Raw genomic sequence first — 25,953 nt, 5'->3', positions numbered from 1 at the left:
GGGTCGGGGGAGGGGTCAGGAGGGCGGAGCGAGGCCGAGGCGCGGGTAGAGCGCGGCGAAGCCGGCGTCGAGGCCTCCGTTCAGCGCCCCCACTTCGTGCCCGACGCCGGGGATCTCGGCGTATGACGCGGTCATTCCCGCGGCCTGGGCTGCGTCGACGAGCGTCCGTTGCCCGGCGGCGACGCCCGGGTCCGCTGCGCCGGCAGTGAAGATCGCGAATGTCCCCGGGTAGCGGTGCCCGGCGAGAAGGTTCACCGGCTTCTGCGCGTCATAGGCCGCCTGGCTGCCGCCGAACACGTCGTTCAGGGTCTGGTCCTGGATCTCGGAGCCGGGGAATGACTCGCCGGAGATGTCGATCACGTTCGACCAGATGTCGGGATGCTTGGCCGCGAGGGAGATCGCGCACTGGCCGCCATTGGAGAACCCGGCGATCGTCCAGTACCGGTGGTCGTGCGTCACGTTGAGGTTCGCGGCAGCCCAGCCGACGACGTCCCTGGTGAGGAAGGTCTCCGCGTTTCCGTACCTCGCGGTGTCGAGGCACAGCGGGTCGACGGAGGGATCGCCCAGCTGGTCGGCGACGACGACGATCGGCGCGAGACCCCCGTGCTGGGAGGCCGCACGGTCGAGGCTCGCCGCGACGTATTCCGGGTCGGGGTTGCCGGGCTGGCCCAGCAGCATGATCACGAGCGGCAATGCCGGCGCGTCCGGGACGAGCGCCGCAGGGGGCAGGTAGATTCCGGCCGGCCGGGAGCGGAATCCGGAGACGGTGTTCGGGATCACCTGGCTCCCGGTGTTTCCCGCGGCGGGGATGTCGGCGGGTGGATTCCACGTCTGCCAGAGGGCGCGGCCCGTCCGGTCAGGGTTGGGGTCGGCTCTCGAGCCAGGGTGGGAGCCGGTGCCTGCGACCGGGGTCGAGCGTGGCGCTGCCGGATTCAGTGCGATCGGCGGCAGCACGTTCACCCCGAGAAGCGCGCCGAGGGTGCGGTCAAGGCCATAGCCCGCATTGATCCCGAGCGCCCCCGTCGCGACGAAGAGCAGCACCGATGCGGCGGCGAGGCTCCGGCGTGCCGGCCGCGTCTTCCACAGGTTCACGAGTGCGATCCCGACGGCGGCGCAGGCCGCGCCGAGCCACGCGTACGCCACGGGCACGAGGCCCATCCCGAACACGTTGAAGACCCGCACCAGGAAGAACCAGAGGAGCACCGCGACAACGCCTCCGGAGGCGACCGCGACCGCGACGGTCATGAGCCAGCGCGGGGTCGGTCGTCGGGCGAGCAGGAAGACCACGGCCGCGCCGGACAGGGTGTACGCGCCGACGATGACGGGGCCGTGCAGGATATCCGTGCGCAGGAGCGCCTGGAGGGCGTCCACGCCTAGCCGAGCCCGAGTCGGCTGGCGAGCACGCCGAACGCCTCGGTGAGTCCACCGCCCAGCGCCTCGAAGGAGTGGCCCTCGCCGGGCACCTCGTAGTACGTCACCGCCACCCCCGCAACCCTGGCCGTTCCGCTCAGATCCTTCAGCCCCGGTTCCATCACCGAGTCCTCCGAGCCGACCGTGAACACGGCCGTGGTGTCAGGGTAGCGGCTCCTGCCCAGCAGCGTGGCCGGTTTTGTCGCGTCGTAGGCAGCCTGGTCACCCCCGAACACGTCAGCCAGGACCTCCGGCTCCGTCTCGAGTCCCGCATACACCGTGCCGGAGGCGTCGATGAGGCTGCCCCAGACCTCCGGGTACCGGAGCGCGAGCGACAAGGCGCACTGGCCGCCGTTCGAGAACCCGGCGACGGTCCATGATTCGCGGCCGGCCTCGATGTTGAGGTTGCCGCGCGCCCAGGTGAGAACGTCCTCCTCGAGGTACGTCTCGACCCGGCCGTATTCCGCCGTGTCGAGGCACAGTGAGTCGACATCCGGGTCGCCCAGCTGGTCGGCGACGAGCACGATCGGGGCGAGGCCGTTGTGGGCTGCGGCGAAGGCGTCGAGCACGGATGCGATCGGGCCGGCGTCCGGATCGCCCGGCTGTCCCATCATCATCAGCACGAACGGCAGGGCTGGGGCGTCGGGGACGAGCGCGGCCGGCGGGAGGTAGACCTCGGCGTCGCGCGCGCTGAAACCCGAAGCGGTCGCCGGGATCCGGACGCTACCGATGGTGCCCTGGGCGGGCAGGCCGGCCGGTGGCCGCCAGGTCGCGGAGAGGGGGGACGAGTCATCCACCCCCTGCGCGGGCGGTGCCGGCCTGTCGGGGAGAGACAGCGCGGGGACGGCCTGGTCCGGCTGCGCGAGTCCGGACGCGACGCTGACCGTGACGACGACGGTGGCGACGAGCAGCACCAGGCCGGCGGCGCCTGCGGCGATCCAGCGGCGCCGCGGGGTGGACCGGTTGCCCATCCGACCACCCTCTCCTGAAGCCGACGCGAGCCCTGCCACTCTGTCATTGCCGACGTTAGGAAGACAAGCTGGACATTCGGTGCGAGCGGCTGATTCCAGGCTCGCGAAAGCGGGTGAGCCGTCGGTCTGCCCCAGTCATGACGACGGCTCACCCGCTTTCGCGAGCCTCAAGAGTGGGTCAGCAGCAGCGGCCCTGCGGGTTGGCGTCCTGGCGGTCGGTCTGGTCCCGCCAGAACTCGCGCTCGGTCATCATCCGCTCGGTGGGGTGAGCAGGGTCCGCGGTCCCGTGCGCGGCCTCGTGGTGCGCCCGGTACTTGTCCCAGGCGTCCTCTCCCATCACCCCTTTGACGTACCAGGCCACGCTCCGCGCTGCCCGGCGGATGCCGCCGAGGAGCGCAGCGAGCGAGGTCCCGCCTGCCGAGAGCATCCGCTGCCCCCGGCGTGCCCCTGCTGTCATCACCGGACCGTCACCGGCCAGGGGTGCCCGCGCCGGCGTTCCGCGCCGTCCGGGCGTTCTTCTCGGCGGCAGCCTGGGCTTCCCAGCGGCCCTGCAGCTCCTTTTCGGCCGGGGTCGGCAGGAAGCCGGAGGGCGCGAACATCTGCGACGGGAGCGCAGGGTCCTCGTTGGTGCCGAAATCGCGGCTCTTCCAGGACTTCCAGGTCGCAACGACCGAGGAGACGATCACGATGATCGCGAGGGTGACGAAGAGGATCGACAGGAGACCCTGCACCATCGTGTTCCGCACCACGGCCTCCATGGCCGCGACGCTCGGCGCCGTTCCGAACGAGGTCTTCCCCGCCGCGAGGGCGTCGGAGAATGCCTTGTTCTGGGCGAAGTAACCGACCGCGGGGACGGTTGAGAAGATCTTCAGCATCGAGGCGTAGATCGTGATGATCGCGGCGAACGCGAGGGGCACGGCGACGATCCAGATGTACTTGAATTTGCCCTGCTTCGCGACGATCGCCATGCACACCGCGAGTGCGATTGCGGCCAGCAGCTGGTTCGCGATCCCGAAGAGCGGGAACAGGGTGTTGATGCCGCCGAGCGGGTCCGTGACGCCCATGATCAGCACGGCGCCCCAGAGGAGAACCATGATGCCCGTGGTGAGCCAGGCCCCCGTGCGCCAGGAGGTGTTCTTGAACTTCGGGAAGAAGTTGCCGAGGCTGTCCTGGAGCATGAAGCGCGCGACGCGGGTGCCCGCGTCGACGGCGGTGAGGATGAACAGCGCCTCGAACATGATCGCGAAGTGGTACCAGAACGCCATCATGCCTGAGCCTCCTGCGACCTGCTGCATGATGTGCGCGAGCCCGACCGAGAGCGTCGGGGCGCCGCCGGAGCGGGAGACGATCGTGGCCTCTCCGACGTCCTTCGCCGTCTGGGTGAGCATGTCGGGGGTGAGGTTGACCCCGGTGAGCCCGAGGCTGTTCACGAACGCGACAGCGCCTTCGACGGTGCCCCCGGTGAGGGCCGCCGAGGAGTTCATCGCGAAGTAGATGCCGCGGTCGATCGAGACGGCGGCGACGAGGGCCATGATCGCGACGAAGCTCTCCATGAGCATGCCGCCATAACCGATGAAGCGGGTCTGGCGTTCCTTCTCGATGAGCTTCGGGGTCGTGCCGGAGGCGATCAGGGCGTGGAAGCCGGAAAGGGCACCGCAGGCGATCGTGACGAAGAGGAACGGGAAGAGCGACCCGCTCACGACCGGTCCGCCGTTGGCGACGAACTCGCTGAATGCCGGGACCGTGATCTCCGGGCGCACAATGATGATCGCGATCGCGAGCATCCCGATCGTTCCGATCTTCATGAAGGTCGAGAGGTAGTCGCGCGGGGCGAGCAGCAGCCAGACCGGGAGGATCGCTGCGACGAAGCCGTAGATGATGATGCCGATCGCGAGCGGCACCGGGTCGACGTGGAAGAACGATGCTCCCCACGCCGTGTTCGAGATGGCGCCGCCGCCGATGATGGCGGCCAGGAGCAGCACGAACCCGATGATCGACACCTCGCTGACCTTGCCCGGGCGGAAGAAGCGCAGGTAGCAGCCCATGAAGAGCGCGATCGGGATGGTCATGCCGACCGAGAAGACGCCCCAGGGGCTCGCCGCGAGGGCGTTGACCACGACGAGGGCGAGGATCGCGACGATGATGACCATGATCGCCATCGTGGCGATCAGGGCGGCGGTGCCGCCGATCTTGCCGAGCTCGTCGCGGGCCATCTGGCCGAGCGAACGTCCGCCCCGGCGCATCGAGTAGAACAGCACGATGTAGTCCTGCACCGCACCGGCGAGAACGACGCCGACGATGATCCAGATCGTGCCGGGCAGGTAGCCCATCTGCGCGGCGAGCACCGGGCCGACGAGCGGGCCTGCCCCGGCGATCGCGGCGAAGTGGTGGCCGAACAGCACCCGGCGGTCCGTCGCCGCGAAGTCCTTGCCGTCCGCCTTGTACTCTGCGGGGGTCGCCCTGCGGTCATCGGGCTTCAGCAGGTGCTTCTGGATGTAGTTCGAGTAGAAGCGGTAGCCGATCAGGTAGGTGCACACCGCGGCGAAGACGAACCAGATGGCGTTCACGGTCTCGCCGCGGACAACCGCGAGCATGACCCAGCTCAGTCCGCCGAGGAGGGAGATGCCGGCCCAGAGTGCGATCTTGGCCGGGGTCCAGCGTCGCTCCTGGGCGTCGTGCTCGGTCTGGTCGAGTGCGACAGGGAGCAGGGACGGATCGCGATCGAGCGGACCGGCCCCCGTGAAAGCGTCGTGCGGCGTGCGGGGCCTGGTGCCCATGATCTCTCCTTTGAGGGTGGTGCAGATGGTGCTGAGGTGCGGTTCACGACCGTGCCGAATCCAAGCTGAGAAAAAGCTGAATTCGTGATGATTCCTTAGCAAGGCTAACAGCCAGAGGGGCGCACCGGGACGAGAGCCTAAAATGGGTACGCCTGACCGGGATTTTCCGCACGGCACGCCCCACATCCACCCTCGACCATTGGAGCCACCGTGGCCGCACCCTCCCGCCTCGATTCCGTCATCGCCCTCGCCCGCCACCGCGGGTTCGTCTTCCAGGCGGGTGAAATCTACGGCGGATCCCGGTCCGCGTGGGACTACGGGCCCCTCGGCGTCGAGCTCAAGGAGAACATCAAGAAGCAGTGGTGGCGCTTCATGGTCACGAGCCGCGACGACGTCGTCGGGCTCGACTCCTCGGTGATCCTGCCCAGGAAGGTGTGGGAGGCATCCGGTCACGTCGAGGTCTTCAGCGACCCCCTCGTCGAGTGCACGAGCTGTCACAAGCGTTTCCGCGCCGACCACCTCGAGGAGGAGTTCGAGGAGAAGAAGGGACGCCCCGCAGAGGGCGGCCTCGACGGCATCCCCTGCCCGAACTGCGGCAACCGGCACATCTGGACGGAGCCGCGCGCCTTCTCCGGCCTGCTCAAGACCTATCTCGGTCCCGTCGACGACGAGGCGGGCATGCACTACCTGCGTCCAGAGACCGCGCAGGGCATCTTCGTGAACTTCGCCAACGTGCTCCAGGCTGCCAGGATGAAGCCCCCGTTCGGCATCGGCCAGATCGGCAAGAGCTTCCGCAACGAGATCACACCGGGCAACTTCATCTTCCGCACCCGCGAGTTCGAGCAGATGGAGATGGAATTCTTCGTCGAGCCCGGCACAGATGAGACCTGGCACGAGTACTGGCTCGAGCAGCGCATGAGCTGGTACACCGGCCTCGGCATCGAGCCGGAGAACCTGCGCTTCTTCGAACACCCGGCCGAGAAGCTCTCGCACTACTCCAAGCGCACCGTCGACATCGAGTACCGCTTCGGGTTCAGCGGGAGTGAGTTCGGCGAGCTCGAAGGCGTGGCGAACCGCACGGACTTCGACCTCAAGACGCACGCTGCGGCATCGGGCAAGGATCTCTCGTACTTCGACCAGACCAAGAACGAGCGCTGGGTGCCCTACGTGATCGAGCCGGCGGCCGGGCTCACCCGCTCGCTGATGGCGTTCCTCGTCGACGCGTACCACGAGGAGGAAGTGCCGAACGCGAAGGGCGGCGTCGACAAGCGCACCGTGCTCAAGCTCGACCCGCGCCTCGCGCCGATCAAGGCCGCCGTGCTTCCGCTGTCCCGCAACGAGGCGCTCTCGCCGATGGCGCGCTCCCTCGCTTCCCGCTTGCGCGAGTCGTGGAACGTCGACTTCGACGACGCCGGCGCGATCGGGCGCCGCTACCGCCGCCAGGACGAGATCGGCACCCCGTATTGCATCACGGTCGACTTCGACTCTCTCGAAGACCAGGCCGTCACCGTGCGCGACCGCGACACCATGCAGCAGGAGCGGGTGCCGCTCGACAAGCTCGACGCCTACCTCGCCGAGCGCCTCCGCGGAGCCTGACCCGAGCGCGGGCTTTTCGCCGCTGCGCGTGTGGTCCGCCACCCGCGCAGCGGCGCAGCTCCCGCGCTCGCCGAAGAGACGCCGAGACGCCGCGCGCGAGCGCTCAGGAGGCCCGGTGCGCCGATCCGGGGAACGGATCCAGGGGCGGAGCGGACTCGGCCACGGAGCCGGCGCCGGACTCGACCCGGATGCCGAAGAGGGCGTCGAGGCCGCCGGTGAACGCGGCTTGCTCACCGGCCCTCGCGAGTTCGCGTGAGCGCACCATCGGCGTGTGCAGCAGGACGCTCGCGAGATGCCGCAACGCCCGCTCGGTCTGTTCGGTATCGTCGCCGTGCGCGCGCGCCCGTTCGATCTCTGAATCGAGCAGGTCGAAGACGTGGCTGCGCAACGCGACGACCGCTGGGGTGAGGCTCTGCTCTTCCGCGACCGCAGAGAACTTGCGTGCGGCGCGGTCGACGAGCAGGCGGGCCTCGCTCGTCGCATTGAGCTCTTCGAGCGGGGCGTGGATGCGGATGGTCTCGAGGTCGAGCAGCTCGACTCCCGGGACCTCGGTGACGTCAGGAGCGACGTTGCGCGGCAGGCCGAGGTCGATGATGAGCCGTCGGCCGGCCGGAGCGGCCGACTCCGCTCCGGCGTCGACATCCGTGGTTGCTGCCGCGCCCTCCCGGAGCAGTGCGGCCGTGACGACGTGGTGTTCGACGGTCGTGCAGGTCAGGATCAGGTCGGCACGATCGGCTTCGACGGCGAATCCCGACTCGGTGACCGCGGTGATGCCATGCGAGCCCGCGAACTTGACGGCGCGCCCGGTGGGCGAGTAGACCCGCACGTCGGAGACTCCGAGGTCGCGGAGCGCTGCGAGGGCGGCGCCGGCGTAACGGCCGGTTCCGACGAGCAGCACGCGGGTGCTCGCCCAGTTCACGATGCGGGTCTCGGCGAGCTGCAGGGCGAGGCGCACGAGTGACCGCCCGGCCGCGCCGATTCCGGTGCGGTTCTTGATGCCGCGGGAGGTCTGCGACGCGCGCTGGAACAGCCGCTCGAGTTCGGGGGTGGTCGTGCCGCGCTCGCGGGCCTGCTCGAGGGAGCGGCGCACCTGGCCTGCGATCTCGCCCTCGCCGACGACGACGGATTCCAGGCCGCTCGTCACCGCGAACAGGTGCTCGGCGACGCCGTTGCCGTGCACGAAGTCGAGGGTCTCGCGGAGGACCTCAGCGGTGACGCCGGTGCCCGCGCTGACGCCCGCGATCGCGGCCTGTACGGCCTCGAGGGGGGAGGCGCCGTCGGGTTCGTCGAGGTCGAGGTAGGCCTCGAAGCGGTTGCAGGTTGCGACGATGACCGCTCCGGACAGGCTCGGGTAACGCTCGATGATGCCGCCTGCCGTGCCGGGCGCGCCGACGGACAGCTTCTCGAGTACATCGAAACTCGAGTTCTTGTGGTTCGCGGACAGGCAGATCAGCACTCGGTGAGTCTACTTTGTCCATCTGGGCGTGGATCATCTGCGGAAAGCGCTTGGCTCCTGAAAGTTTGACAGAATTGACACAAATGAACCTCGACGCTCAACACCCCCTCGCCTCCGGACTCACCGCCGATTCCCGCCTCATCCGCGCATACCAGGGCACCCGCCCGGAGGCCACCCCCGTGTGGTTCATGCGCCAGGCCGGGCGTTCCCTTCCCGAGTACCGGTCGCTGCGGGTCGGCACCCGGATGCTCGATGCGTGCCTCGACCCGGAAATGGCCAGTGAGATCACCCTCCAGCCCGTGCTCCGGCACCAGGTGGACGCGGGAATCCTGTTCAGCGACATCGTGATCCCGCTCAAGCTCGTCGGTGTCGACGTCGAGATCGTCGCCGGGATGGGGCCGGTGCTCGGCAAGGCCGTCCGCACCGCCCGCGACGTCGCCGAGCTCGTCTCCCTCGACCCCGCCGTGCTCGAGACCACCCTCGACCCGATCCGGAAGGCCGTCGCCCGAACGGTCGCCCAGCTCGGCGGGACCCCGCTGATCGGGTTCGCCGGGGCGCCGTTCACCCTTGCGGCCTACCTCGTCGAGGGCGGCCCGTCCAAGGACCACATCCACGCGCGCACCCTGATGCACGCCGACCCTGCGGCCTGGGCCTCCCTGATGGACTGGACCGCAGAGGTGACCGGCCGCTTCCTGCGCGCCCAGGTGCTCGCAGGAGCGAGCGCTGCACAGCTCTTCGATTCCTGGGCCGGTGCGCTCTCCCTCGCCGACTACAGCCGGTTCGTCGCCCCGGCGTCGGCTGCTGCGATCGCCCACGTGCGCGATCTCAGCTATGCCGAGACCGTGCCCGGTGCGGACGCACCGATCCGGCGCAACGTCCCCGTCGTGCACTTCGGCGTCGGCACCGGCGAACTTCTCCACGAGATGCACGCCGTCGGCGCGGACGTCGTCGGCGTCGACTACCGCGTGCCGCTCGACGAGGCCAATCGCCGACTCGGCGGGAACGTCCCCCTGCAGGGCAACCTCGACCCCGCGCTCCTCGCCGCGCCGTGGCCCGTCCTCGAGGCGCACGTCCTCGACGTGCTCGAGCGCGGGCGCACAGCTCCTGCCCACGTGCTCAACCTCGGCCACGGCGTCCCGCCGCTGACCGACCCGACCGTGCTCACCCGCCTCGTCGCATTCGTGCACGAGGCCACTGCCGGCGCTCACGGGGAGACCGGAGCACCCGGGGCATCCGCCACCGCACCGAGCGAGCCGGCGTCCACGCCGGCCGCGTCCTGAGCCGGCGAGCGATGAGCGAAGCGCCGCGGGGCGGGCGGATGAGCGGCGTGCGTGACGTCGTCGTCGTCGGCGGAGGGGTGGCCGGCCTCTCGGCTGCCCGCGAGTGCGCCAGGGTCGGGCTGAGCGTCACCGTGCTCGAGGCTGGACGCGACCTCGGCGGCGCGCTCGCGAGCCACGAGGTCGCCGGGCTCACCCTCGACAGCGGGGCGGAGAGCTTCGCGGTGCGCCGCAACGCCGTGGCCGAATTCATCGAAGGACTCGGTCTCGCCGAGCGGGTCGTGCAGCCGAACGCCGCCGGCGCGTGGCTCTGCCTGCCATCCGATCGTCCTGGCGGACCCGCGGTGAGCGTTCCGATGCCCCGGGCTGGCGTCCTCGGCATCCCCGGCTCCCCGCTCGCAGAGGACGTGCGCCGCGTGATCGGCTGGCCGGGAGCCCTGCGGGCCTGGCTCGACCGCCTCATGCCCGTGCTCACGATCGGCAGGGAGCACAGCCTCGGCGAACTCGTTCGCAAGCGGATGGGCCGCCGCGTCCTCGAACGCCTCGTCGAGCCGGTCACCGCGGGCGTCTACACCTCCTCAGCAGACGATCTCGAAGTCGACGTCGTCGCTCCCGGCCTCAACGCCGCCCTCACCGTGACCGGGTCGCTGTCCGGCGCCGTGCTCTCCCTCCGCAGCGCCGCTCCCGCCGGCTCCGCGGTCTCCGGGCTTCGCGGCGGCATGGCCGGCCTCGTGACCGCGCTCCGCGCCGAACTCGACCGCTTCGACGTCGAGGTGTTCACGGAGGCCGCCGTCACCAGCATCCGCCCCGTCACGGCCGGACCCTGGCAGGTCACGATCGCGCCCCGGCCGGAAGCCTCCGAAGAGTCCGGTGCCCCCGAAAGCCCCGAGAGCCCCGATACCCCCGAAGCGACCGCCGCGCCAGGGGGGCGCGAATCCGGCGACCTGCCAGCGACCCTGCCGGAGACCCTGTCGGCGCGGTTCGTCATCCTCGCGACGCCCGGCGCCCAGGCCCTCGCCCTCATCGCGCCCCTCGGACCTCAGCAGAAGGCGCTCGGCGCCCTGCACTGGCCGAAACCGACCCCGATCGAACTCGCCACCCTCGTGCTCGCCGCCCCTGAGCTCGACGCGCATCCGCGCGGCACCGGGGCCCTCGTCGCCGCCGGCGCACCCGGCATCACCGCAAAGGCACTGACCCACGTCACCGCGAAATGGGACTGGGTCGCCGAGACCGCGGGTCCCGGCGTGCACGTGCTCCGGTTGTCCTACGGCCGCGCGGGGCAGAAGAGCCCGAGCGCCCGCCTCACCGACGACGAACTCCTCTCCCTCGCCCTCGCGGATGCCTCCGCCATCCTCGGTACCCCGCTCTCCGCGGACCAGGTGCTCGGCTTCGACCGCACCCGGTGGGGCGACGCCCTCTCGCCGGCGACCGTCGGCGCCCGCGACCGCGTCGACCAGGTGCGTCGGGCCGTCGCGGCCCTCGAAGGGCTCGAGGTCACCGGGGCCTGGCTCTCCGGAACCGGGCTTGCCTCCGTCATCCCCGATGCCCTCGCGACCGCCGGCCGGACCCGTCGCGATGCGCTGGTTCTCTGAGCCGTTCTCCCCAGTAGTCCGGCAGTTTGCCCTCCACCGTTTCCGCAGGCGGGATACTCTGAGACGTACGTGAACGACGAAGAATGGAGTGACAGATGCGGGGAAAGCTTCTTTTTATCACCGGTGGACTCGTCGGTTACGTCCTGGGCTCCCGTGCCGGACGTAAGCGCTACGACCAGATCGTGGCCTCTGCCGAGAGCCTCTGGAACGCCGACCCCGTGCAGCGCCGCGTGACCGAGGTCCGCGACTTCGCCCTCGAGCGGGTCGGCGACGTGCCGGCCGCGCTCATCAACGCCGGCAAGAAGCTCGTCGGAACCCTCACGGACAAGACCGCGAAGGCCACGGATGCCGCGGGCCCAGGCCCCCGGTACGGCACGTCCTGGCCCACGAAACGCCCGGCAGCGTCAGCACCGTCGGCCACCCCGACGGCGACCCCTGACCACGGCACCCCCGACCCGGGCGCGCCCACATCGGAAGCACCCTCACTGTGACCGGATCGCCGGCCGCGACCGGAACCCAGACCGACAGCGCCCGCGCAGGCGGGTTCGGCCCGCGCCCGCGCAAGACCCTGATCACCCTCGTCTCCGAGCTGCCCGGGCAGATCGCCGCGCTCATCCACGCCGAGATCGAGGCCTTCAAGTCCGAGATGGCGGGCAAGGCGAAGAACATCGGCGTCGGCATCGGCCTCTTCGTCGTGGCCGGTGTGTTCGCATTCCTCGCGGTCATCGTCTTCGTCGCGCTCGCCGTGATCGCCCTCGCGCTCGTGCTGCCGCTCTGGCTCGCGACGCTCATCGTCGCGGTCGCCCTGCTCCTCATTGCCGCGATCCTCGTGCTGATCGGCGTCAACCGGGTGAAGGCCGGTACGCGCGCCGACCCGGACGGCCTCGCGGCAAGCATCCGCCGGGACGCAGACGCGATCAAGGGAGTCGGAGACTATGAGCACTGAACAGGACAAAACGACCGGTGCTGCAGCGACTCCGTCGAAGTCCACGCACGCGTTGCGCGCCGAGGCGACAGCCGCGCGCGCCCAGCTCGCGCTGACCCTCGACGCTATCGAGTACAAGCTCAACGTCCCGAAGCGGATGCGTGACCAGGAACGCCTCGCCCGGCGCCGCCTGCACAAGCTCGGCGAGGAGAACCCCACGGCACTGCTCGGGGTCGCCCTCGGCAGCGCCCTCGCGGTCGGAGCCGCGGTCTGGTTCGCGCTCAGGGCCGTCCTCGACGACTGAGGCCGACCGGACGGGCGTGCCCAGCCGGGCGCCAGCTGAGTCTTTTGGCTCTGGTCACAAAAAAGTAGAGACTGTACTCATGACTCAGCCGGCTGCCGGAGAGGCAGTAACCTCTTCCCACCCCGCCCCCGACGCCGACACCCTCACCGGTGACGCAACGGGTGCGGCATCGCCCCAGGGCTTCACCCTTTTCGCGGTGCTTCGCAAGGACCCGACGAACCCGGACGACCTCGACGGCCGCGACGTACCGCACGCGGTCCTCGAGCTCGACGACATCGTCGAACTCGTCGAGGCGGAGGGCGTCACCGTCCGCGGCTTCTACGACGTGTCCGGCCTCCGCGCCGATGCCGACCTGATGATCTGGACCCACGCCCCCGAGGCTGAGACCCTGCAGTGGGCGAACCGGGAGCTGCGCCGCAGCCGGCTCCTCAAGAGCCTGCTGCCGACCTGGAACGCGATGGGCGTGCACCGCGACGCCGAATTCAACAAGAGCCACGTGCCCGGCTTCCTCCGCGGCGTCGAACCGAAGGCCTGGCTGACCGTCTACCCGTTCGTCCGCAGCTACGAGTGGTACCTGCTCCCCGAGGCCGAGCGCAGCGCCATGCTCGCTGACCACGGCCGCAAGGGTGCCGCCTTCCGCGGTGCGATCGCGAACACCGTCTCCGCCTTCGCCCTCGGCGACTACGAATGGCTCCTCCCGATCGAGAGCGACGAGCTCACCGAGCTCGTCGACCTCATGCGCGAGCTCCGCAACACCGAGGCCCGCCGCCACGTGCGCGAAGAGGTCCCGTTCTACACCGGGCGCCGCATCTCCACCGCGGAACTCGTCGAGGTGCTCCAGTAGTGAGCGCGTACGACGCCATCCTCCTGGCCGGCTTCGGAGGACCCGAGGGGCAGGCCGACGTGATCCCCTTCCTCCGCAACGTCACGGGCGGCCGCGGCATCCCGGAGGAACGCCTCGAAGAGGTCGCGACGCACTACCGCCACTTCGGCGGCATCAGCCCGATCAACGCCCAGAACCGCGTGCTCCGCGCCGCACTCGAAGCAGAACTCGACCGCCGCGGCATCGACATCCCCGTGCTCTGGGGCAACCGCAACTGGGACCCCTACCTCCGCGACGTCGTCGCCGAGGCGCACGCCAACGGCCAGGACCGCCTGCTCGCGATCGTCACAAGCGCATACAGTTCGTACTCCGGCTGCCGCCAGTACCGTGAAGACCTCGCGGCCGCGCTCGAGGTCACGGGCCTGACCGGCGTGGTGCACATCGACAAGGTTCGCCAGTTCTTCGACCACCCCGGCTTCGTCACCCCCTTCATCGCCGGCGTGAGCAAGGGCCTCGCGGATGTCGCCGCCCAGATCCCGGGCATCGACCTCGCCACCGAGGTGGAGGTCCTGTTCTCGACGCACTCGATCCCGTCGACGGACGCCGCGAAGAGCGGACCTGCCGAGCGCGGCTTCGGTGAGGGCGGCGCATACGAGGCCCAGCACCTCGCCGTCGCGCACACGGTGATGACTGCTGTCGCCGCAGCGGATGCCGCGGCGAGCGAGACCCCGTGGCAGCTCGTCTTCCAGTCCCGGAGCGGGCCGCCGAGCATGCCATGGCTCGAGCCAGACATCAACGACGCCATCCGGCTGCTCCCGGCCAGGGGCATCCGTGCCGTCGTGATCGTGCCGCTCGGTTTCGTGAGCGACCACATGGAGGTCATGTGGGACCTCGACAACGAGGCGACGGAGACTGCGCACGAGCAGGGACTGTTCTCGGTGCGCGTACCCACGCCCGGGGTCGACCCTGCATACGTGAGCGGGCTGATCGACCTCGTGGTCGAGCGCCTCGAGGACACGCCGGCAGCCGAACGCCCCGCGATGACCCCGCTCGGACCCTGGTACGACGTCTGCCGGCCGGGCTGCTGCGAGAACGTGCGCCTCGGCTTCAAGCCAGCTCTCGCCGGGATCGCGCCGTGAGCACGATCAGGATCGGCACCCGGGGGAGCGCCCTCGCCCTCGCCCAGACCCAGGCGGTCGCCAACCGGATCGCAGCAGCAGCGGGCACCGAGGTCGAGCTCGTCGTGATCACGACCCACGGCGACACCTCGAAGGAACCCCTGTCCGGCCTCGGCGGGACGGGCGTGTTCGCGAGCGCCCTCCGCGAGTCCCTGCTGAACGGCGACTGCGACGCGATCGTGCACTCCTTCAAGGACCTGCCGACCGCGCTGTACCCCGGCCTCGTCGTCGGCGCAACGCCGCGCCGCGCCGACGCCCGCGACGTGCTCTGCGCCCGTGACGGACTGACCCTCGAGACCCTTCCGGAGGGCGCCAGGGTCGGCACCGGCTCCCCGCGCCGGGTCGCCCAGCTTCTGAAGGCCCGGCCGGACCTGCACGTCGTCGACATCCGCGGCAACGTGGACACCCGGCTCGGCAGGGTCGCCGCAGGCGACCTCGACGCCGTTGTGCTCGCCGCGGCCGGCCTCAGCAGGCTCGGCCTCCTGAGCGCGGTCGAGGGCGAGTACCTCGAGCTCTCCGACTGGCCGACCGCGCCCGGCCAGGGTTCCCTCGCGATCGAGGTGCGGGAGGGCAGGCTTGATCGCCCGCTCGGAACCGCGCTCGCCGCGATCAACCATGCGACGAGCCAGGCCACCACGACCGCGGAGCGTCTCGTGCTCGCGCGACTCGAGGCCGGCTGCGCGGCCCCGATCGGCGCGATGGCGGCGATCGACGACGGCCTGTTGTTCCTGACTGCCACGGTGTACAGTCCTGATGGTGCCCGAAGTATCGTGAGTTCGCACGCCGCGACGCCCGATTCACATTCCGTCACCCACCTGGTCGAGGCCGCCCAGGACGTCTCCGAGCGTGTGGCCCGTGATCTGATCCAAGGCGGGGCTGCCGATTTTGCCCCCATGAAGGTGACTTCTTAAGAAATGACCTGGCGCTACAAGACCCTCTCCAATCCCACCAAGCCGCTTGCCGGCTGGCGGGTCCTCGTCCCGCGCGGCGGCCCGTGGGGTGACCACGTCGCCGCGGACCTCCGCTCCCGCGGTGCGCAGCCGATCGTGGCCCCGATGATCAACTTCGCCGCGACCGACAACGCCCCCGCGCTCGACGCGGCGCTCGCACGCCTCGCGGACGGTGACTTCGACTGGATGACGATCACGAGCGCGACGACCGTCGATGTGCTCTCCTCGCACCGCGCCGTCGTGGCTCCCGGCACCCGGATCGCCGCCGTCGGCGAGACCACCGCGGCGGCTCTCATCGCCGCCGGCTATCGCGTCGATCTCGTCCCCGCCGAGGACAACTCCGCCCGTGGCCTGCTCGCCGAGTGGGAAGCCGCCACCCAGGGTGTCGTGCCCCTGCGCATCCTCACCCTGCGCTCCGAGATCGCCAAGCCCCTGCTCACCGAGGGTCTGCGCCGGATCGGCCACGAGGTCGAGTCCGTCGTCGCCTATCGCACGATCGGCGTTCCCGTGGACCCGCGGGTCGTTGCGGATGTCGCGGCCGGCAAGGTGCAGGCGCTCCTGGTCACCTCGGGGAGCGTCGCAGAACAGGTGCAGGAGCAGTTCGGACCTGTCCCCGAGACGACCCTCGTCGCCTGCATCGGTCCGCGCACCGCCAAGGACGCCGCGGCCCTCGGACTCCGCGTCGACCTCGTTGCGGAAGCCCCCAGCGCCGAGGCGCTCATCGAGGCCCTCTCGCACTTCGCCGAACTCCGCTAGCGCCTCAACCTTCCCGCCCTCCCGCGAAAGCGGGTGAATCGTCGGTTTGGGCGCGCGTGAACGACGATTCACCCGCTTTCGCGGCGGCTCGAGTGGTGTCTCGTCTGGCGTGGGTAGGGTGGATGGGTGATTACTCCAGTTATTCGGCCTCGACGGATGCGTTCGAGTTCCTCGCTCCGCCGGCTCGCCAGTGAGACCCGCATCCACCCCGCCGAACTCGTGTTGCCGATGTTCGTCCGCGAAGGGCGGGAGTCGGTGGACATCACCTCCATGCCCGGCGTGGTGCAGCACTCGATCGACAGTGCGCGCCGGGCCGCAGCCGAGGCCGCCGCAGCAGGTATCGGCGGCGTGATGCTCTTCGGAGTGCCGGATGTGCGCGACGCCATCGGCTCCGGCGCGACCGACCCGCTCGGGATCCTCAATGTCGCGACCCGGGCCATCGCAGACGAGGTCGGCGACGCGCTCGTCGTGCAGACCGACCTGTGCCTCGACGAATTCACCGACCACGGCCACTGCGGGGTGCTCGCGCCCGACGGCAGTGTCGACAACGACGCGACCCTCGAGCGGTACAACGAGATGGCACTGATCCAGGCGGCCTCCGGTTCCCGGCTGCTCGGGCTCAGCGGCATGATGGACGGCCAGGTCGCCTCCGTTCGCGAGGCCCTCGACGGTTCGGGATTCCAGGACACCGCCGTCCTCGCATATTCGGCGAAGTACGCCTCCGCGTTCTACGGCCCCTTCCGCGAGGCCGTGCAGTCGACGCTCACGGGCGACCGGCGCAGCTACCAGCTCGACCCGGCCAACCGCAGGGAGGGCGTGCGCGAGGCCCTGCTCGACATCGAACAGGGCGCGGACGTCGTGATGGTCAAGCCGGCAGGCAGCTACCTCGATGTGCTCGCAGACGTCGCGGCCGTGAGTGATGTCCCGGTCTGGGCATACCAGGTGTCCGGTGAGTACGCGATGATCGAGGCGGCCGCCGCCCAGGGCTGGATCGACCGCCGCCGTTCGATCGAGGAATCGGTGCTCAGCATCCGCCGGGCAGGCGCAGACGCCGTGCTCACATACTGGGCCGTCGAACTCGCCGCCTGGCTCACCGAAGGAAACCGCCCGTGATGACCCGCAACGACGAGCTGTTCGCCCGCGCCCAGCGCGCCATCCCCGGCGGCGTGAACTCGCCGGTCCGGGCCTTCCGCTCGGTCGGCGGCACCCCGCTGTTCCTCGTGAAGGCCTCAGGAGCCTACGTCACCGACTCAGACGGCCGCGACTACGTCGACCTCGTCAGCTCCTGGGGGCCCGCGATCCTCGGCCACGCGCACCCCGAGGTCGTCCACGCGGTCCAGGCAGCTGCAGCACTCGGCTTGTCGTTCGGTGCGTCCACTCCGGGCGAGACCGAACTCGCCGAGCTGATCGAGGGCCGCGTCTCGGCCGTCGACAAGCTTCGCCTCGTCTCGACGGGCACGGAGGCGACGATGACCGCCATTCGCCTCGCCCGCGGCTTCACCGGTCGCGAGCTCCTGATCAAGTTCGCCGGCCACTACCACGGCCACTCCGACGGACTCCTGGCCCAGGCCGGCTCCGGGCTCGCGACCCTCGCCCTGCCCGGTTCCGCCGGTGTGACCGCTGCGACTGCGGCGCAGACCCTCGTGCTCCCGTACAACGACCTCGAGGCCGTGCGCGCCGCGTTCGAAGCCCACCCGGGGAGGATCGCCGCCGTCATCACCGAGGCCGCCGCCGCGAACATGGGCGTGGTCGCGCCAGACCCCGGCTTCAACGCAGCCCTGACCGAGCTCGCGCACTCCTACGGTGCGCTGCTCATCATCGACGAGGTGCTCACCGGCTTCCGGGTCGGGCCGGCCGGGTACTGGGGCCTCGACAACGCGGGAGAGAGCCCCGCGAAGCCGTACAGCCCCGACCTCTTCACGTTCGGCAAGGTCATCGGTGGCGGCCTGCCCGTCGCGGCGCTCGGCGGACGTGCCGACGTCATGGACTACCTCGCCCCCGCAGGCCCGGTCTACCAGGCCGGAACCCTGTCCGGGAACCCGGTCGCCGTCGCAGCGGGCATCGCGACCCTGCGCGCCCTCGACGACACCGTCTATCCGCGGCTCGATGCGACCGCGCTCCTGCTCTCGAACGCGGTCTCCGCCGCCTTCTCAGCAGAGGGTGTCGCGCACAGCGTGCAGCGGGCGGGCAACCTGTTCAGCTTCGCGTTCGGGGCGGATGCCGCAGCGCACCCCCCACGGGACTACGCCGCCGTGCAGCGCCAGGAGGCCTTCCGGTACGGCCCGTTCTTCCACGCGATGCTCGACGCCGGGGTGTCACTGCCGCCGTCGGTGTTCGAGGCCTGGTTCGTCTCTGCGGCCCACGACGAGCAGGCGATCGAGTGGATTCTCGACGCGTTGCCCGCGGCGGCGAAGGCGGCAGCGGCGGCCGTCGTGCCCGACTGACGGAGCGCACAGTTCCGCGTTACTGCATTGTGAGGTTTCGACAGCGGGAATACCGGCCGAACGGGGCAGACTAGGCCTATGGCTTCCTTGCGCGTTCATCCCGATCGGCTCGAGGTACACCTGACGAAGGCCGAGAAGACGCTCGCCTTCCGCCGCGAGGACATCGTCGTCGCACGGGACAACATCCGCTCGGTGACGATCACGGACGACCCGTGGATCTGGATCCGCGGGATCCGCGCCCCCGGCCTCGAGGTTCCACTCGTGCTCGCGGTCGGCACCTGGAAGTTCCACGGGGGCAAGGACTTCCTCGCGATCAAGCGCCGCCGCCAGGCCGTCGTGATCGACCTCATCGACGAGGACTTCTCGCGCGTGATCCTCACCACCAACCACGCTCCAGACCTGATCGCCTCGCTCAAGCTGTAGCCGGTCGCCGGTCGCCGGTCGCGGGTCGCGGGTCGCGGGTCGCGGGTCGCGTGCTACGGGCGCACTCCGCTCGTGGTGACGATCTTCGTCCAGGGCCCCGGCGGGACGTCGGCCGCCTCGACGAACTGCCAGTCGACCGTGTCGTTCTCCCCGTTGATGTCGCTGAATCGCAGGCAGCCGTTCAGGGCCGGGGAGACGTCCATGCCCGCTCCGTTGAACTTCTTGTTGGCCGGCCGGGCATCGTCCGCACCGAACACGTATGCGGCATCGTGGTACTGGCCGGGCCCGGCGTCCTCGATCTGGCCGTAACAGGTCTGGCCGTTCGAGCGGATGCGGACCCACCTGTTCTTCATCAGGCTCACGGTGTCATCGCCCGCCGAGCCCGCGTACGCAGACTGGCCGGCCCACGGCACGACCTTCCCGCGGGTCGCGAACGCCTGGGCGTCGTTGAGGTCGTCGAACGGGAGATCGAGGTAGAACGGGTTCTCCTTCGGAGCCAGCTGGGTCGGGAAGTAGTCGTTGGCCGCCGTCCGCACCTCGGTCTGGCAGTCGTCCGCCGTGCGGACGCCGTCGCAACCGCCATAGCTCGCCATCCACCCCGAGTCATACGTCGAATAGACCTGGCTGCCGTCCGCGGCGTTCGGGTCGAAGATCTCGCCGACCCAGAACGTCGTCGAGACGATCCCGGTGTGCCAGGGGTACGCCCCGACCGTGGGAGCCGTCGGGGCCGCGCTCGCGGACGGCGCGGGGGTCACGGATGGTGCGGGGCTCCCGCTGGGTGTCGGAGTGCCGGGGGACCGGCTGGCCGAGGGGGGAGCTGTGCTCTGGCCGGGTCGCGGAGCGGTCGACACCACGATCGTCAGCACGGCCAGAACCGTCAGGCCGATCGCGAGGAGACTGATCAGGAGTGCGCGCCGGCGAGGGGTCCCGCCCGCTGGCTCATCGTCTTCCGGCATTCGCCCTCCTCCAGCACACAGAACGTCCACATCGGTTCGGCAGCCGATGGCGTTGAGATGCTACCCGGCCTCTCGCGCGCTCACGGGTCATCTTCACCACCTTCCCAGCGGACCGTCGGCCGGCTCGCACCGGCCGCCGGCCGCCACCGCCCCGCTCAGTCGACGGTGACCGACTTGGCGAGGTTGCGGGGCTTGTCCGCGTCGAAGCCGAGCTCGACGGCGAGGCCGAGAGCGAGCATCTGCAGTGGAACGACGGCCGCGAGCGGCCCGCACGGTGCTCCGAGCGACAACGGGACTTCGACGCTGCTGCCCGGCCGGCCGATCGTGATGATGCGCCCGCCGCGCGCGCGCACCTCGGCGATATTCCCGGCCAGCCGGGGATCGTCGTCGTCGATCACGACGACAGGGGTGCCCTCCTCGACGAGCGCGAGCGGACCGTGCTTGAGTTCGCCGGCCGGGTAGGCCTCCGCCCAGCGGTACGTGATCTCCTTGAGCTTGAGTGCGCCCTCCGCGGCGTATGCGACGCCGGCACCCCGCCCGAGGAACAGGAACCCCTTGGCGCCCCGCACCTCCTCGACGAGGGGAGGAAGCAGCGCCCGCGCGGCGGCTGCGGCCTCCGCGAGTTGTTCCGGAATCAGGTACAGGTCGTTGACGAGCCGGTGGGCCCTGGCCACATCCATCCTGCCGCTCGCGACGAGCGACGAGATCACGAGCCCGGTGCCGACGATGACCTGGCAGACGAACGTCTTCGTCGCGGCGACACCGATTTCCGGCCCGGCCGCGCAGCTCACGACGGCGTCGACCTTGCGACCGAGCGTCGAGTGCACGTTGTTGACGAGGGCAAGCACCGGGGAACCCTCCGGTCCCTCCTCCAGGGCGCGGAGCACGTCCGCGGTCTCGCCAGACTGGCTGATCATCACCGTGAGCGTTCCCGGTTCTACGACGGAGCCCGCCGCTTCGCTCGCGACGACGGAGGAGTGCCCGAGCCCGCCGAGCCGGCTGAGAGCGGAACCGATGACCTCTCCTGCGTTGAGGGAGGTCCCGCACGCGACCACACGCATCCGGTCGAACCGGGGCAGGCCGAGGTCGTTCCAGAGCTCGCCGGTCGCGATCCGGCCGCCGACCTCGTCGAGCAGGCGGGCCGCGGCCTCCGGCTGCTCCCGGATCTCGGCGGCCATATGGTCGTCGGCCTCGACGGTCAGCGAGAACTGCGGCCGCGGCGGCCGCGGGATGGCCGGGGGAACGGCGGCCGGGATCCCGGAGTTGGTCCAGACCAGGTCGTTCGTGACCTCGACGACGTCGCCGTCCGCGAGGATGTGGAATTCGTCGACCCAGTCGCCGATCGCAGAGATGTCGCTCGCGAGGAAGATCCCCGCCGCGGAACGGGCAGCGAGCAACGGCGAGCGGTGTGCGGCGGCGACCATGCGCCCTGTCCGTGCGTCGAGGACGACGAGGGCCCACGAGCCGGTCAGCTGGGCGACCGCGGCGCTCACCGCACCGAGCAGGTCGTCGGAGTCGAGCAGGCGGTCCTCGACGAGGTGGCAGATGACCTCACTGTCGACCTCGGAGGAGAACCGGTGCCCGGCATGCACGAGCTCGGCGCGCAGCCGGTCCGCGTTGTCGAGGATGCCGTTGTGAACGACGCTCAGGCGGCCCTCGCAGTCCTGGTGAGGGTGCGCGTTCTGAACGCTCACGCCGCCGTGGGTGGCCCAGCGGGTGTGGCCGATGCCGGTGCCTGCGAGCAGGGGGCCGCCCCACTCCTCGACAAGCCCGGTGAGGGAGTCGACGCGCGAGATCGTGCGGAACACGGCCGTCGTGCCGTCTTCAGCGGACACGGCGATGCCCGCAGAGTCGTAGCCGCGGTACTCGAGGCGTTTGAGTCCCGCGACGAGATAGCCGGGCGCAGGTTCGATGGCGCGACAGGCGATGATCCCGCACATCAGAGCAGCCCGGGGATCTGGCTGCCGGCGGCGACGAGGCCGGGGGCGTGCGGATGCAGCGGCGAGCCCGCGAGGGCCATGGCCTCGTTGGCGTTTCCGCCGGCCGCCGCGGCGCCGGCCACGTTCCGGATCACGTCGTCGAGCGGGGTACTCGGTTCGAAATCGACGAGCTTCCGAGCGAGGCCGTTGTTGGGGACCCGGCGACGCATGTCCTCGTAGCCGGGGGCGTACGCCTGCTCGTAGGGAATCAGACTGATGTCGCTCGTCGAGCCGAGGACGTCGATCACGCGCTCGGCGAGGCCGAGGATCGAGATCTCCTGGGCGCCGCCCATGTTGACGGCCAGGCCGTACGCGGCCGGAGTCTCTGCGAGCCGGACGAGGGCGGGCACGATGTCGCCGACGTAGGAGAAGCAGCGGGTCTGTCGTCCGTCGCCGAAGACCGTGAGTGGTTCCCCTCGCTGCGCCTGGCCGACGAGGTTGGGAAAGACCATGCCGTAACGCCCGGTCTGCCGCGGCCCGACCGTATTGAACAGGCGCACGATGGCAACCGAGAGTCCGAACTCACTCCAGTAGGCGTGCGCGAACGCCTCATCGATCCCCTTCGCGGCGGCGTACGTCCACCGGGACTTGAGGGCGGAGCCGAGGATGCGGTCGGACTCCTCGTCGAGGCTGTCAGCGGTGTTCTTCCCGTAGACCTCGCTCGTCGACGCGAGCAACAGGGTCGCCCCCGCGGCGACGCACGCGTCGAGGACGTTCTCGGTGCCGTGGATGTTGGTGCGCAGGCTCGTCAGGGGCTCCTCGACGATGAGCTTGACGCCGACGGCCGCGGCGAGGTGGAAGACCCGGTCACGCCCGGAGATGAGGTCGGTGACGAGTGCCCTGTCGAGGATGCTGCCCTGGACGAACCGCAACCGGGGGTTGTCACTGACCCTGGCGAGGTTGCGGAGCGAACCCGTCGAGAGGTTGTCGAGCACGATGACGTCGTCACCCTGCTCCAGCAGGTATTCGGTGAGGTGGCTGCCGATGAAGCCGGCGCCGCCGGTGATCAATGATTTCACGGTGGTTCTCCGATCGAAGGGGTGGGCAGGGCAACGGATGCCGGGGGCCGAGCGGCCCCCGGCATCCGCCCGGGAAAGAAGGGGTCAGAGCTGCACGCGGCGGGGCAGGTCGGTGCGACGGTAGGTGGTGTCGAGCACGAGGACCTCCGGGGACAGCCATTCCCAGTCGACGTTGTCGTGGTCGGTGTGCAGGACCACGAGGTCGGCGCCGAATGCGTCCGGGTCGACCGTCGCGGTGAGCTCCCTGCCGTTCCTGAGCCGGACGGACCCGAAGAACGGGTCGTGGAACCCGACGTCCGCGCCCTGGTCGGCCAGCATGCTGAGGATATCCAGCGCAGGCGACTCACGGAGGTCGGCGACGTTGGGCTTGTAGGAGACTCCGACAACGAGCACGCGTGCGCCGCGGAGAGGCTTGCCCTGGTCGGCGAGGGTTTCGCGCACCCGCTCGAGGACCCGGCGCGGGCGGCCGGCGATCTCGCTCATCGCGTGTTCGATGACCGGCGCGTCGACGTGAGCCTTGCGGAGCTGCCAGAGCAGGTAGTGCGGGTCGCACGGGATGCAGTGCCCGCCGACGCCGGCGCCGGGGAAGAAAGGCATGAACCCGTAGGGCTTGGTCGCTGCGGCGTTGATGACCTCGATGACCGACAGCCCGAGGGCGAGGCACGCCTCGGCGAATTCGTTCGCGAGGGCGATGTTCACCGCCCGGAAGGTGTTCTCGAGGAGCTTGCTCATCTCGGCGACCTCGAGGGAGCTGACACCGTGGATGTTGCGGGCATAGCGGCCGAGGAGGGCGGCTCCCGCGGCCTGGCAGGCCGGGGTCGCGCCGCCGACCACCCGCGGCACGTCCTCGTGGGCGTAGCGGTCGTTGCCGGGGTCGATGCGTTCCGGGCTGAAGGACACGAAGATGTCCTTGCCTGCGGTCAGGCCGCGAACGAGCAGCGGGGTGACGAGGAGGTCCCTGGTGCAGCCGGGGTACGTCGTGGAAGTGAGCATCAGGAGCTGGCCGGGAACGGCGGCGTCGACGACCATCGTGCACGCGCTCGCGAGGATCTCGAGGTCGGGCGTGAGGTGTTCGTCGATCGGCGTGGGGACGCAGATGATGACCGCTGCCGCGTCGCCGAGGAGGTAGGTGTCACCCGTGATCTGGAAGTCGTCGCCCGACATCGCCGTCTCGAGGCGCTCCCGGTCTGACTCGAGGAGGTCGGCTTCACCGCTGCGGATCACGGCGAGCCGGCGTTCGCTCACGTCGACGCCGAGTACGCGGAGACCTGCGGCGTGCAGGGACAGCGCCGTCGGCAGCCCGACGTATCCCAGGCCCACGATGGCGACGTCGAAGTCGAACTGGGTGCGGGGGATGACCGGGATGAGCAGGGCGTCCGCGTTCGTGCGCTGGCGGCCCTGGTGCGTGAGCGGCAGGGAAGAGTCGTCGACGATTTCGATTGACATTCCAGGTCCTTTGTTCGGGTAAGTCTGTGTGGTTAGGTGCGGTTCGGTGGTTAGGTGCGGTTCGCGGATGCGCCGCCGTCAGTCGAGGAGTTTCGGGACTCGGCGAGGTGCGGCGTGTGGTGTTCCCGCGGCCAGTCTCTGCAGATGTTGCGATCCGGGCAAGCCATGGCCGGGACTCTGCGGGATCGTGTGGGCATCCCGCACCCGGATGTGGTTAACCGCACCTGTCTGCCGTGGCGGGCGCCCCGTCCCGCGTGTACGGTCGGACCACCGGAGCGACCCCGCGTCCGGCCGGTCGACGGAGAGTCACATGCTGAGCCTGGTCGTGGTGCTCGTCCTCGTGGTCGGGGTGAACACCGCCCTGTGGGGCACGGTCGGTCTGGGCCGTGTTGTCGCGCAGGCGTTCCGGAAGCGGCCGCGGAGTGCGCGCCACCGGCTCGCACAGCAGGCCGCTGGCGGGGCGGCCTCCGGAGCAGGCGGCCGCGTCACCCCGAAAGACGTCGCCGTGCTGATCGCGGCGCACAATGAAGAACTCGTGATCCGCAACACGATCCGCTCGGCCGCCAGGCTCGTGCCCGTCGGCAATATCTTCATCGCCTCGGACGCGTCTAAGGACACGACGGCGGTGATCGCGGAGGAGAGCGGGGCGAACGTCGTCGAGCTCCTGCCCAACCGCGGCAAGGCCGGTGCGCTCGTCGCCGCGATCACGCACTTCCGGCTTGCCGAACGCTTTGAGATCGTGATGCTGCTCGACGCGGACACGCAGCTCGCGGACGACTACATGGAGACGGGCCTGCCGTACTTCGATGATCCCGGGGTCGTCGCCGTCGCCGGCCGCGCCGCGACGGTGACGGACCCGCCATCGCCGACCCGGCTCGGCCGTTTTCTCGTGGCGTACCGCGAACGCTTCTATGTGGTCGTGCAGTTCCTCCTCAAGTACGGCCAGGCCGCCCGCTTCGCGAACGTGGTGTCGATCGTCCCCGGCTTCGCGAGCATGTATCGCAGCCGGATCCTCGCCGACATCGACATTTCCGCCCCGGGGCTCGCGATCGAGGACTTCAACATGACATTCGAGGTGCATGCCAAGAGGCTCGGCCGCATCGCCTTCCACCCCCTCGCGGCGATCGCGTACACCCAGGACCCCGACACCTTCCGGGACTACACGAAACAGCTGCGCCGGTGGACGCTCGGCTTCTGGCAGACGGTCCGCCGGCACGGTTTCCGGTTCGGGACCTTCTGGGGAGCCCTCGCCCTCTACGTCTTCGAACTCGTGACGAGCAGCATCATGATGCTGATCTTCCTGCCGCTGCTCCTGATGTCGCTTGCGGCCGCGGCCTGGGGCGAGGTCTCGGCAGACCCGGTGTCGATCGCGGTCGCGCAGGCCGTCCCTCCGGCGTCCATCGTCATCGGGGTGCTGGTGCCGGACTACCTGCTCACGATCCTGGTCGTGATCGTGACCGGGCGGGTGCACTACCTGGTGCTCGGGATCGGCTTCCCGCTCGTGCGCATCGTCGACGCGTTCATCTGCCTCCGGACCATCCCGCAGGCGTTCTTCGGCCGGTCGAGCGGCACCTGGAAGAGTCCGGAACGACGGAGCAACACGGCGGCGACACCCGGGATCGCGGTCGGCGACGCCCTGCCGGGGTAGCGCGACCTGACCGGTCCCTTTCG

The 25,953-nt window shown here is 69.9% G+C and carries 23 protein-coding genes; 14 read left to right on the top strand and 9 right to left on the bottom strand.

The genetic code is table 11. The features are described from left to right. Window positions 1-15: 15 nt before the first annotated feature. The 4 genes from E3O39_RS17125 to E3O39_RS17110 all read right to left on the bottom strand — a co-directional run bounded on the left by E3O39_RS17125 (window position 16) and on the right by E3O39_RS17110 (window position 5,158). Complete coding sequence (locus E3O39_RS17125; RefSeq protein ID WP_134449212.1) at window positions 16-1,371, bottom strand: esterase family protein; 1,356 nt, start codon at window positions 1,369-1,371, stop codon at window positions 16-18. A gap of 2 nt (window positions 1,372-1,373) precedes the next feature. After that, entirely contained in the window at window positions 1,374-2,381 is a 1,008-nt protein-coding gene (locus tag E3O39_RS17120) for an esterase family protein (protein WP_134449211.1), read from the bottom strand. A gap of 178 nt (window positions 2,382-2,559) precedes the next feature. Further along, the gene (locus tag E3O39_RS19715; protein ID WP_370294970.1) at window positions 2,560-2,838 is read right to left on the bottom strand and encodes a YbdD/YjiX family protein; all 279 of its coding nucleotides are present in this window, start codon (window positions 2,836-2,838) and stop codon (window positions 2,560-2,562) included. Between the two features lie 10 nt (window positions 2,839-2,848). Then, window positions 2,849-5,158, bottom strand: a complete 2,310-nt coding sequence (locus E3O39_RS17110; protein ID WP_134449210.1) for a carbon starvation CstA family protein — start codon at window positions 5,156-5,158, stop codon at window positions 2,849-2,851. A gap of 210 nt (window positions 5,159-5,368) precedes the next feature. On the opposite strand from E3O39_RS17110, the gene E3O39_RS17105 reads away from it, so the two are divergent. After that, window positions 5,369-6,754, top strand: a complete 1,386-nt coding sequence (locus tag E3O39_RS17105) for a glycine--tRNA ligase (RefSeq protein WP_134449209.1) — start codon at window positions 5,369-5,371, stop codon at window positions 6,752-6,754. Between the two features lie 103 nt (window positions 6,755-6,857). On the opposite strand, the gene E3O39_RS17100 is transcribed toward E3O39_RS17105, so the two are convergent. Next, window positions 6,858-8,210 (bottom strand): glutamyl-tRNA reductase, encoded by a 1,353-nt coding sequence (locus E3O39_RS17100; RefSeq protein ID WP_134449208.1) that lies wholly within the window; start codon window positions 8,208-8,210, stop codon window positions 6,858-6,860. 83 nt (window positions 8,211-8,293) lie between these two features. Between E3O39_RS17100 and hemE the strand changes: the two genes are divergently transcribed. The 12 genes from hemE (at window position 8,294) to E3O39_RS17040 (ending at window position 18,882) form a co-directional block, all read left to right on the top strand. Beyond that, complete coding sequence (gene hemE, locus E3O39_RS17095; RefSeq protein WP_134449207.1) at window positions 8,294-9,490, top strand: uroporphyrinogen decarboxylase; 1,197 nt, start codon at window positions 8,294-8,296, stop codon at window positions 9,488-9,490. Between the two features lie 38 nt (window positions 9,491-9,528). After that, window positions 9,529-11,079 (top strand): NAD(P)/FAD-dependent oxidoreductase, encoded by a 1,551-nt coding sequence (locus E3O39_RS17090; protein WP_134449206.1) that lies wholly within the window; start codon window positions 9,529-9,531, stop codon window positions 11,077-11,079. 95 nt (window positions 11,080-11,174) lie between these two features. Then, window positions 11,175-11,570, top strand: a complete 396-nt coding sequence (locus E3O39_RS17085) for a YtxH domain-containing protein (RefSeq protein WP_134449205.1) — start codon at window positions 11,175-11,177, stop codon at window positions 11,568-11,570. Then, complete coding sequence (locus tag E3O39_RS17080; protein WP_166787372.1) at window positions 11,567-12,025, top strand: phage holin family protein; 459 nt, start codon at window positions 11,567-11,569, stop codon at window positions 12,023-12,025. The genes E3O39_RS17085 and E3O39_RS17080 overlap by 4 nt, the downstream gene beginning before the upstream one ends. Further along, a complete protein-coding gene (locus tag E3O39_RS17075; protein WP_134449203.1) occupies window positions 12,015-12,308 on the top strand; it encodes a DUF3618 domain-containing protein in 294 nt (97 codons plus the stop codon). The genes E3O39_RS17080 and E3O39_RS17075 overlap by 11 nt, the downstream gene beginning before the upstream one ends. 79 nt (window positions 12,309-12,387) lie before the next feature. Then, complete coding sequence (gene hemQ, locus E3O39_RS17070; protein WP_134449202.1) at window positions 12,388-13,152, top strand: hydrogen peroxide-dependent heme synthase; 765 nt, start codon at window positions 12,388-12,390, stop codon at window positions 13,150-13,152. Continuing rightward, window positions 13,152-14,270 carry a ferrochelatase gene (locus E3O39_RS17065; RefSeq protein WP_134449201.1) on the top strand — a complete coding sequence of 373 codons (1,119 nt, stop codon included), beginning with the start codon at window positions 13,152-13,154 and terminating at the stop codon, window positions 14,268-14,270. Before hemQ ends, E3O39_RS17065 begins: the two co-directional genes overlap by 1 nt. Beyond that, on the top strand, window positions 14,267-15,220 hold the full coding sequence (hemC, locus tag E3O39_RS17060; protein WP_134449200.1) for a hydroxymethylbilane synthase: 954 nt from the start codon (window positions 14,267-14,269) through the stop codon (window positions 15,218-15,220). The genes E3O39_RS17065 and hemC overlap by 4 nt, the downstream gene beginning before the upstream one ends. Before the next feature lie 3 nt (window positions 15,221-15,223). Further along, window positions 15,224-16,015 (top strand): uroporphyrinogen-III synthase, encoded by a 792-nt coding sequence (locus tag E3O39_RS17055; protein ID WP_134449199.1) that lies wholly within the window; start codon window positions 15,224-15,226, stop codon window positions 16,013-16,015. 129 nt (window positions 16,016-16,144) lie between these two features. Continuing rightward, entirely contained in the window at window positions 16,145-17,128 is a 984-nt protein-coding gene (hemB, locus tag E3O39_RS17050) for a porphobilinogen synthase (RefSeq protein ID WP_370294978.1), read from the top strand. Next, window positions 17,128-18,459, top strand: coding sequence for a glutamate-1-semialdehyde 2,1-aminomutase (hemL, locus tag E3O39_RS17045; RefSeq protein WP_134449274.1), 1,332 nt, complete (start codon window positions 17,128-17,130; stop codon window positions 18,457-18,459). Before hemB ends, hemL begins: the two co-directional genes overlap by 1 nt. A 78-nt stretch (window positions 18,460-18,537) precedes the next feature. Further along, on the top strand, window positions 18,538-18,882 hold the full coding sequence (locus tag E3O39_RS17040; protein ID WP_134449197.1) for a hypothetical protein: 345 nt from the start codon (window positions 18,538-18,540) through the stop codon (window positions 18,880-18,882). A 53-nt stretch (window positions 18,883-18,935) separates the two neighbouring features. On the opposite strand, the gene E3O39_RS17035 is transcribed toward E3O39_RS17040, so the two are convergent. From E3O39_RS17035 to E3O39_RS17020, 4 genes are all read right to left on the bottom strand, one after another. After that, the gene (locus E3O39_RS17035) at window positions 18,936-19,838 is read right to left on the bottom strand and encodes a hypothetical protein (RefSeq protein WP_174774659.1); all 903 of its coding nucleotides are present in this window, start codon (window positions 19,836-19,838) and stop codon (window positions 18,936-18,938) included. A 155-nt stretch (window positions 19,839-19,993) separates the two neighbouring features. Continuing rightward, entirely contained in the window at window positions 19,994-21,778 is a 1,785-nt protein-coding gene (gene glmS, locus E3O39_RS17030; RefSeq protein WP_134449196.1) for a glutamine--fructose-6-phosphate transaminase (isomerizing), read from the bottom strand. After that, entirely contained in the window at window positions 21,778-22,836 is a 1,059-nt protein-coding gene (locus tag E3O39_RS17025; protein ID WP_134449195.1) for an NAD-dependent epimerase/dehydratase family protein, read from the bottom strand. Before E3O39_RS17025 ends, glmS begins: the two co-directional genes overlap by 1 nt. Window positions 22,837-22,920: 84 nt before the next feature. Then, a complete protein-coding gene (locus E3O39_RS17020) occupies window positions 22,921-24,282 on the bottom strand; it encodes a nucleotide sugar dehydrogenase (protein WP_134449194.1) in 1,362 nt (453 codons plus the stop codon). 310 nt (window positions 24,283-24,592) lie between these two features. On the opposite strand from E3O39_RS17020, the gene E3O39_RS17015 reads away from it, so the two are divergent. Further along, complete coding sequence (locus E3O39_RS17015; RefSeq protein ID WP_134449193.1) at window positions 24,593-25,930, top strand: glycosyltransferase; 1,338 nt, start codon at window positions 24,593-24,595, stop codon at window positions 25,928-25,930. Window positions 25,931-25,953 lie beyond the last annotated feature (23 nt).

Source organism: Cryobacterium sp. MDB2-A-1 (genome assembly GCF_004402675.1).
Lineage (GTDB): Bacteria > Actinomycetota > Actinomycetes > Actinomycetales > Microbacteriaceae > Cryobacterium > Cryobacterium glucosi.
Note: the sequence above shows the minus strand (reverse complement) of the source record. Positions and strands in the feature narration are given on the sequence as shown.

Bases quoted from the DNA above. Each gene is read 5' to 3' on its own strand.
- E3O39_RS17120 (WP_134449211.1), bottom strand. From the start codon at position 2,381: ATGGGCAACCGGTCCACCCCGCGGCGCCGCTGGATCGCCGCAGGCGCC.
- E3O39_RS19715 (WP_370294970.1), bottom strand. From the start codon at position 2,838: ATGACAGCAGGGGCACGCCGGGGGCAGCGGATGCTCTCGGCAGGCGGG.
- E3O39_RS17110 (WP_134449210.1), bottom strand. From the start codon at position 5,158: ATGGGCACCAGGCCCCGCACGCCGCACGACGCTTTCACGGGGGCCGGT.
- hemE (WP_134449207.1), top strand. From the start codon at position 8,294: ATGAACCTCGACGCTCAACACCCCCTCGCCTCCGGACTCACCGCCGAT.
- E3O39_RS17090 (WP_134449206.1), top strand. From the start codon at position 9,529: ATGAGCGGCGTGCGTGACGTCGTCGTCGTCGGCGGAGGGGTGGCCGGC.
- E3O39_RS17085 (WP_134449205.1), top strand. From the start codon at position 11,175: ATGCGGGGAAAGCTTCTTTTTATCACCGGTGGACTCGTCGGTTACGTC.
- E3O39_RS17075 (WP_134449203.1), top strand. From the start codon at position 12,015: ATGAGCACTGAACAGGACAAAACGACCGGTGCTGCAGCGACTCCGTCG.
- hemQ (WP_134449202.1), top strand. From the start codon at position 12,388: ATGACTCAGCCGGCTGCCGGAGAGGCAGTAACCTCTTCCCACCCCGCC.
- E3O39_RS17055 (WP_134449199.1), top strand. From the start codon at position 15,224: ATGACCTGGCGCTACAAGACCCTCTCCAATCCCACCAAGCCGCTTGCC.
- hemL (WP_134449274.1), top strand. From the start codon at position 17,128: ATGACCCGCAACGACGAGCTGTTCGCCCGCGCCCAGCGCGCCATCCCC.
- E3O39_RS17040 (WP_134449197.1), top strand. From the start codon at position 18,538: ATGGCTTCCTTGCGCGTTCATCCCGATCGGCTCGAGGTACACCTGACG.
- E3O39_RS17035 (WP_174774659.1), bottom strand. From the start codon at position 19,838: ATGCCGGAAGACGATGAGCCAGCGGGCGGGACCCCTCGCCGGCGCGCA.
- glmS (WP_134449196.1), bottom strand. From the start codon at position 21,778: ATGTGCGGGATCATCGCCTGTCGCGCCATCGAACCTGCGCCCGGCTAT.
- E3O39_RS17020 (WP_134449194.1), bottom strand. From the start codon at position 24,282: ATGTCAATCGAAATCGTCGACGACTCTTCCCTGCCGCTCACGCACCAG.
- E3O39_RS17015 (WP_134449193.1), top strand. From the start codon at position 24,593: ATGCTGAGCCTGGTCGTGGTGCTCGTCCTCGTGGTCGGGGTGAACACC.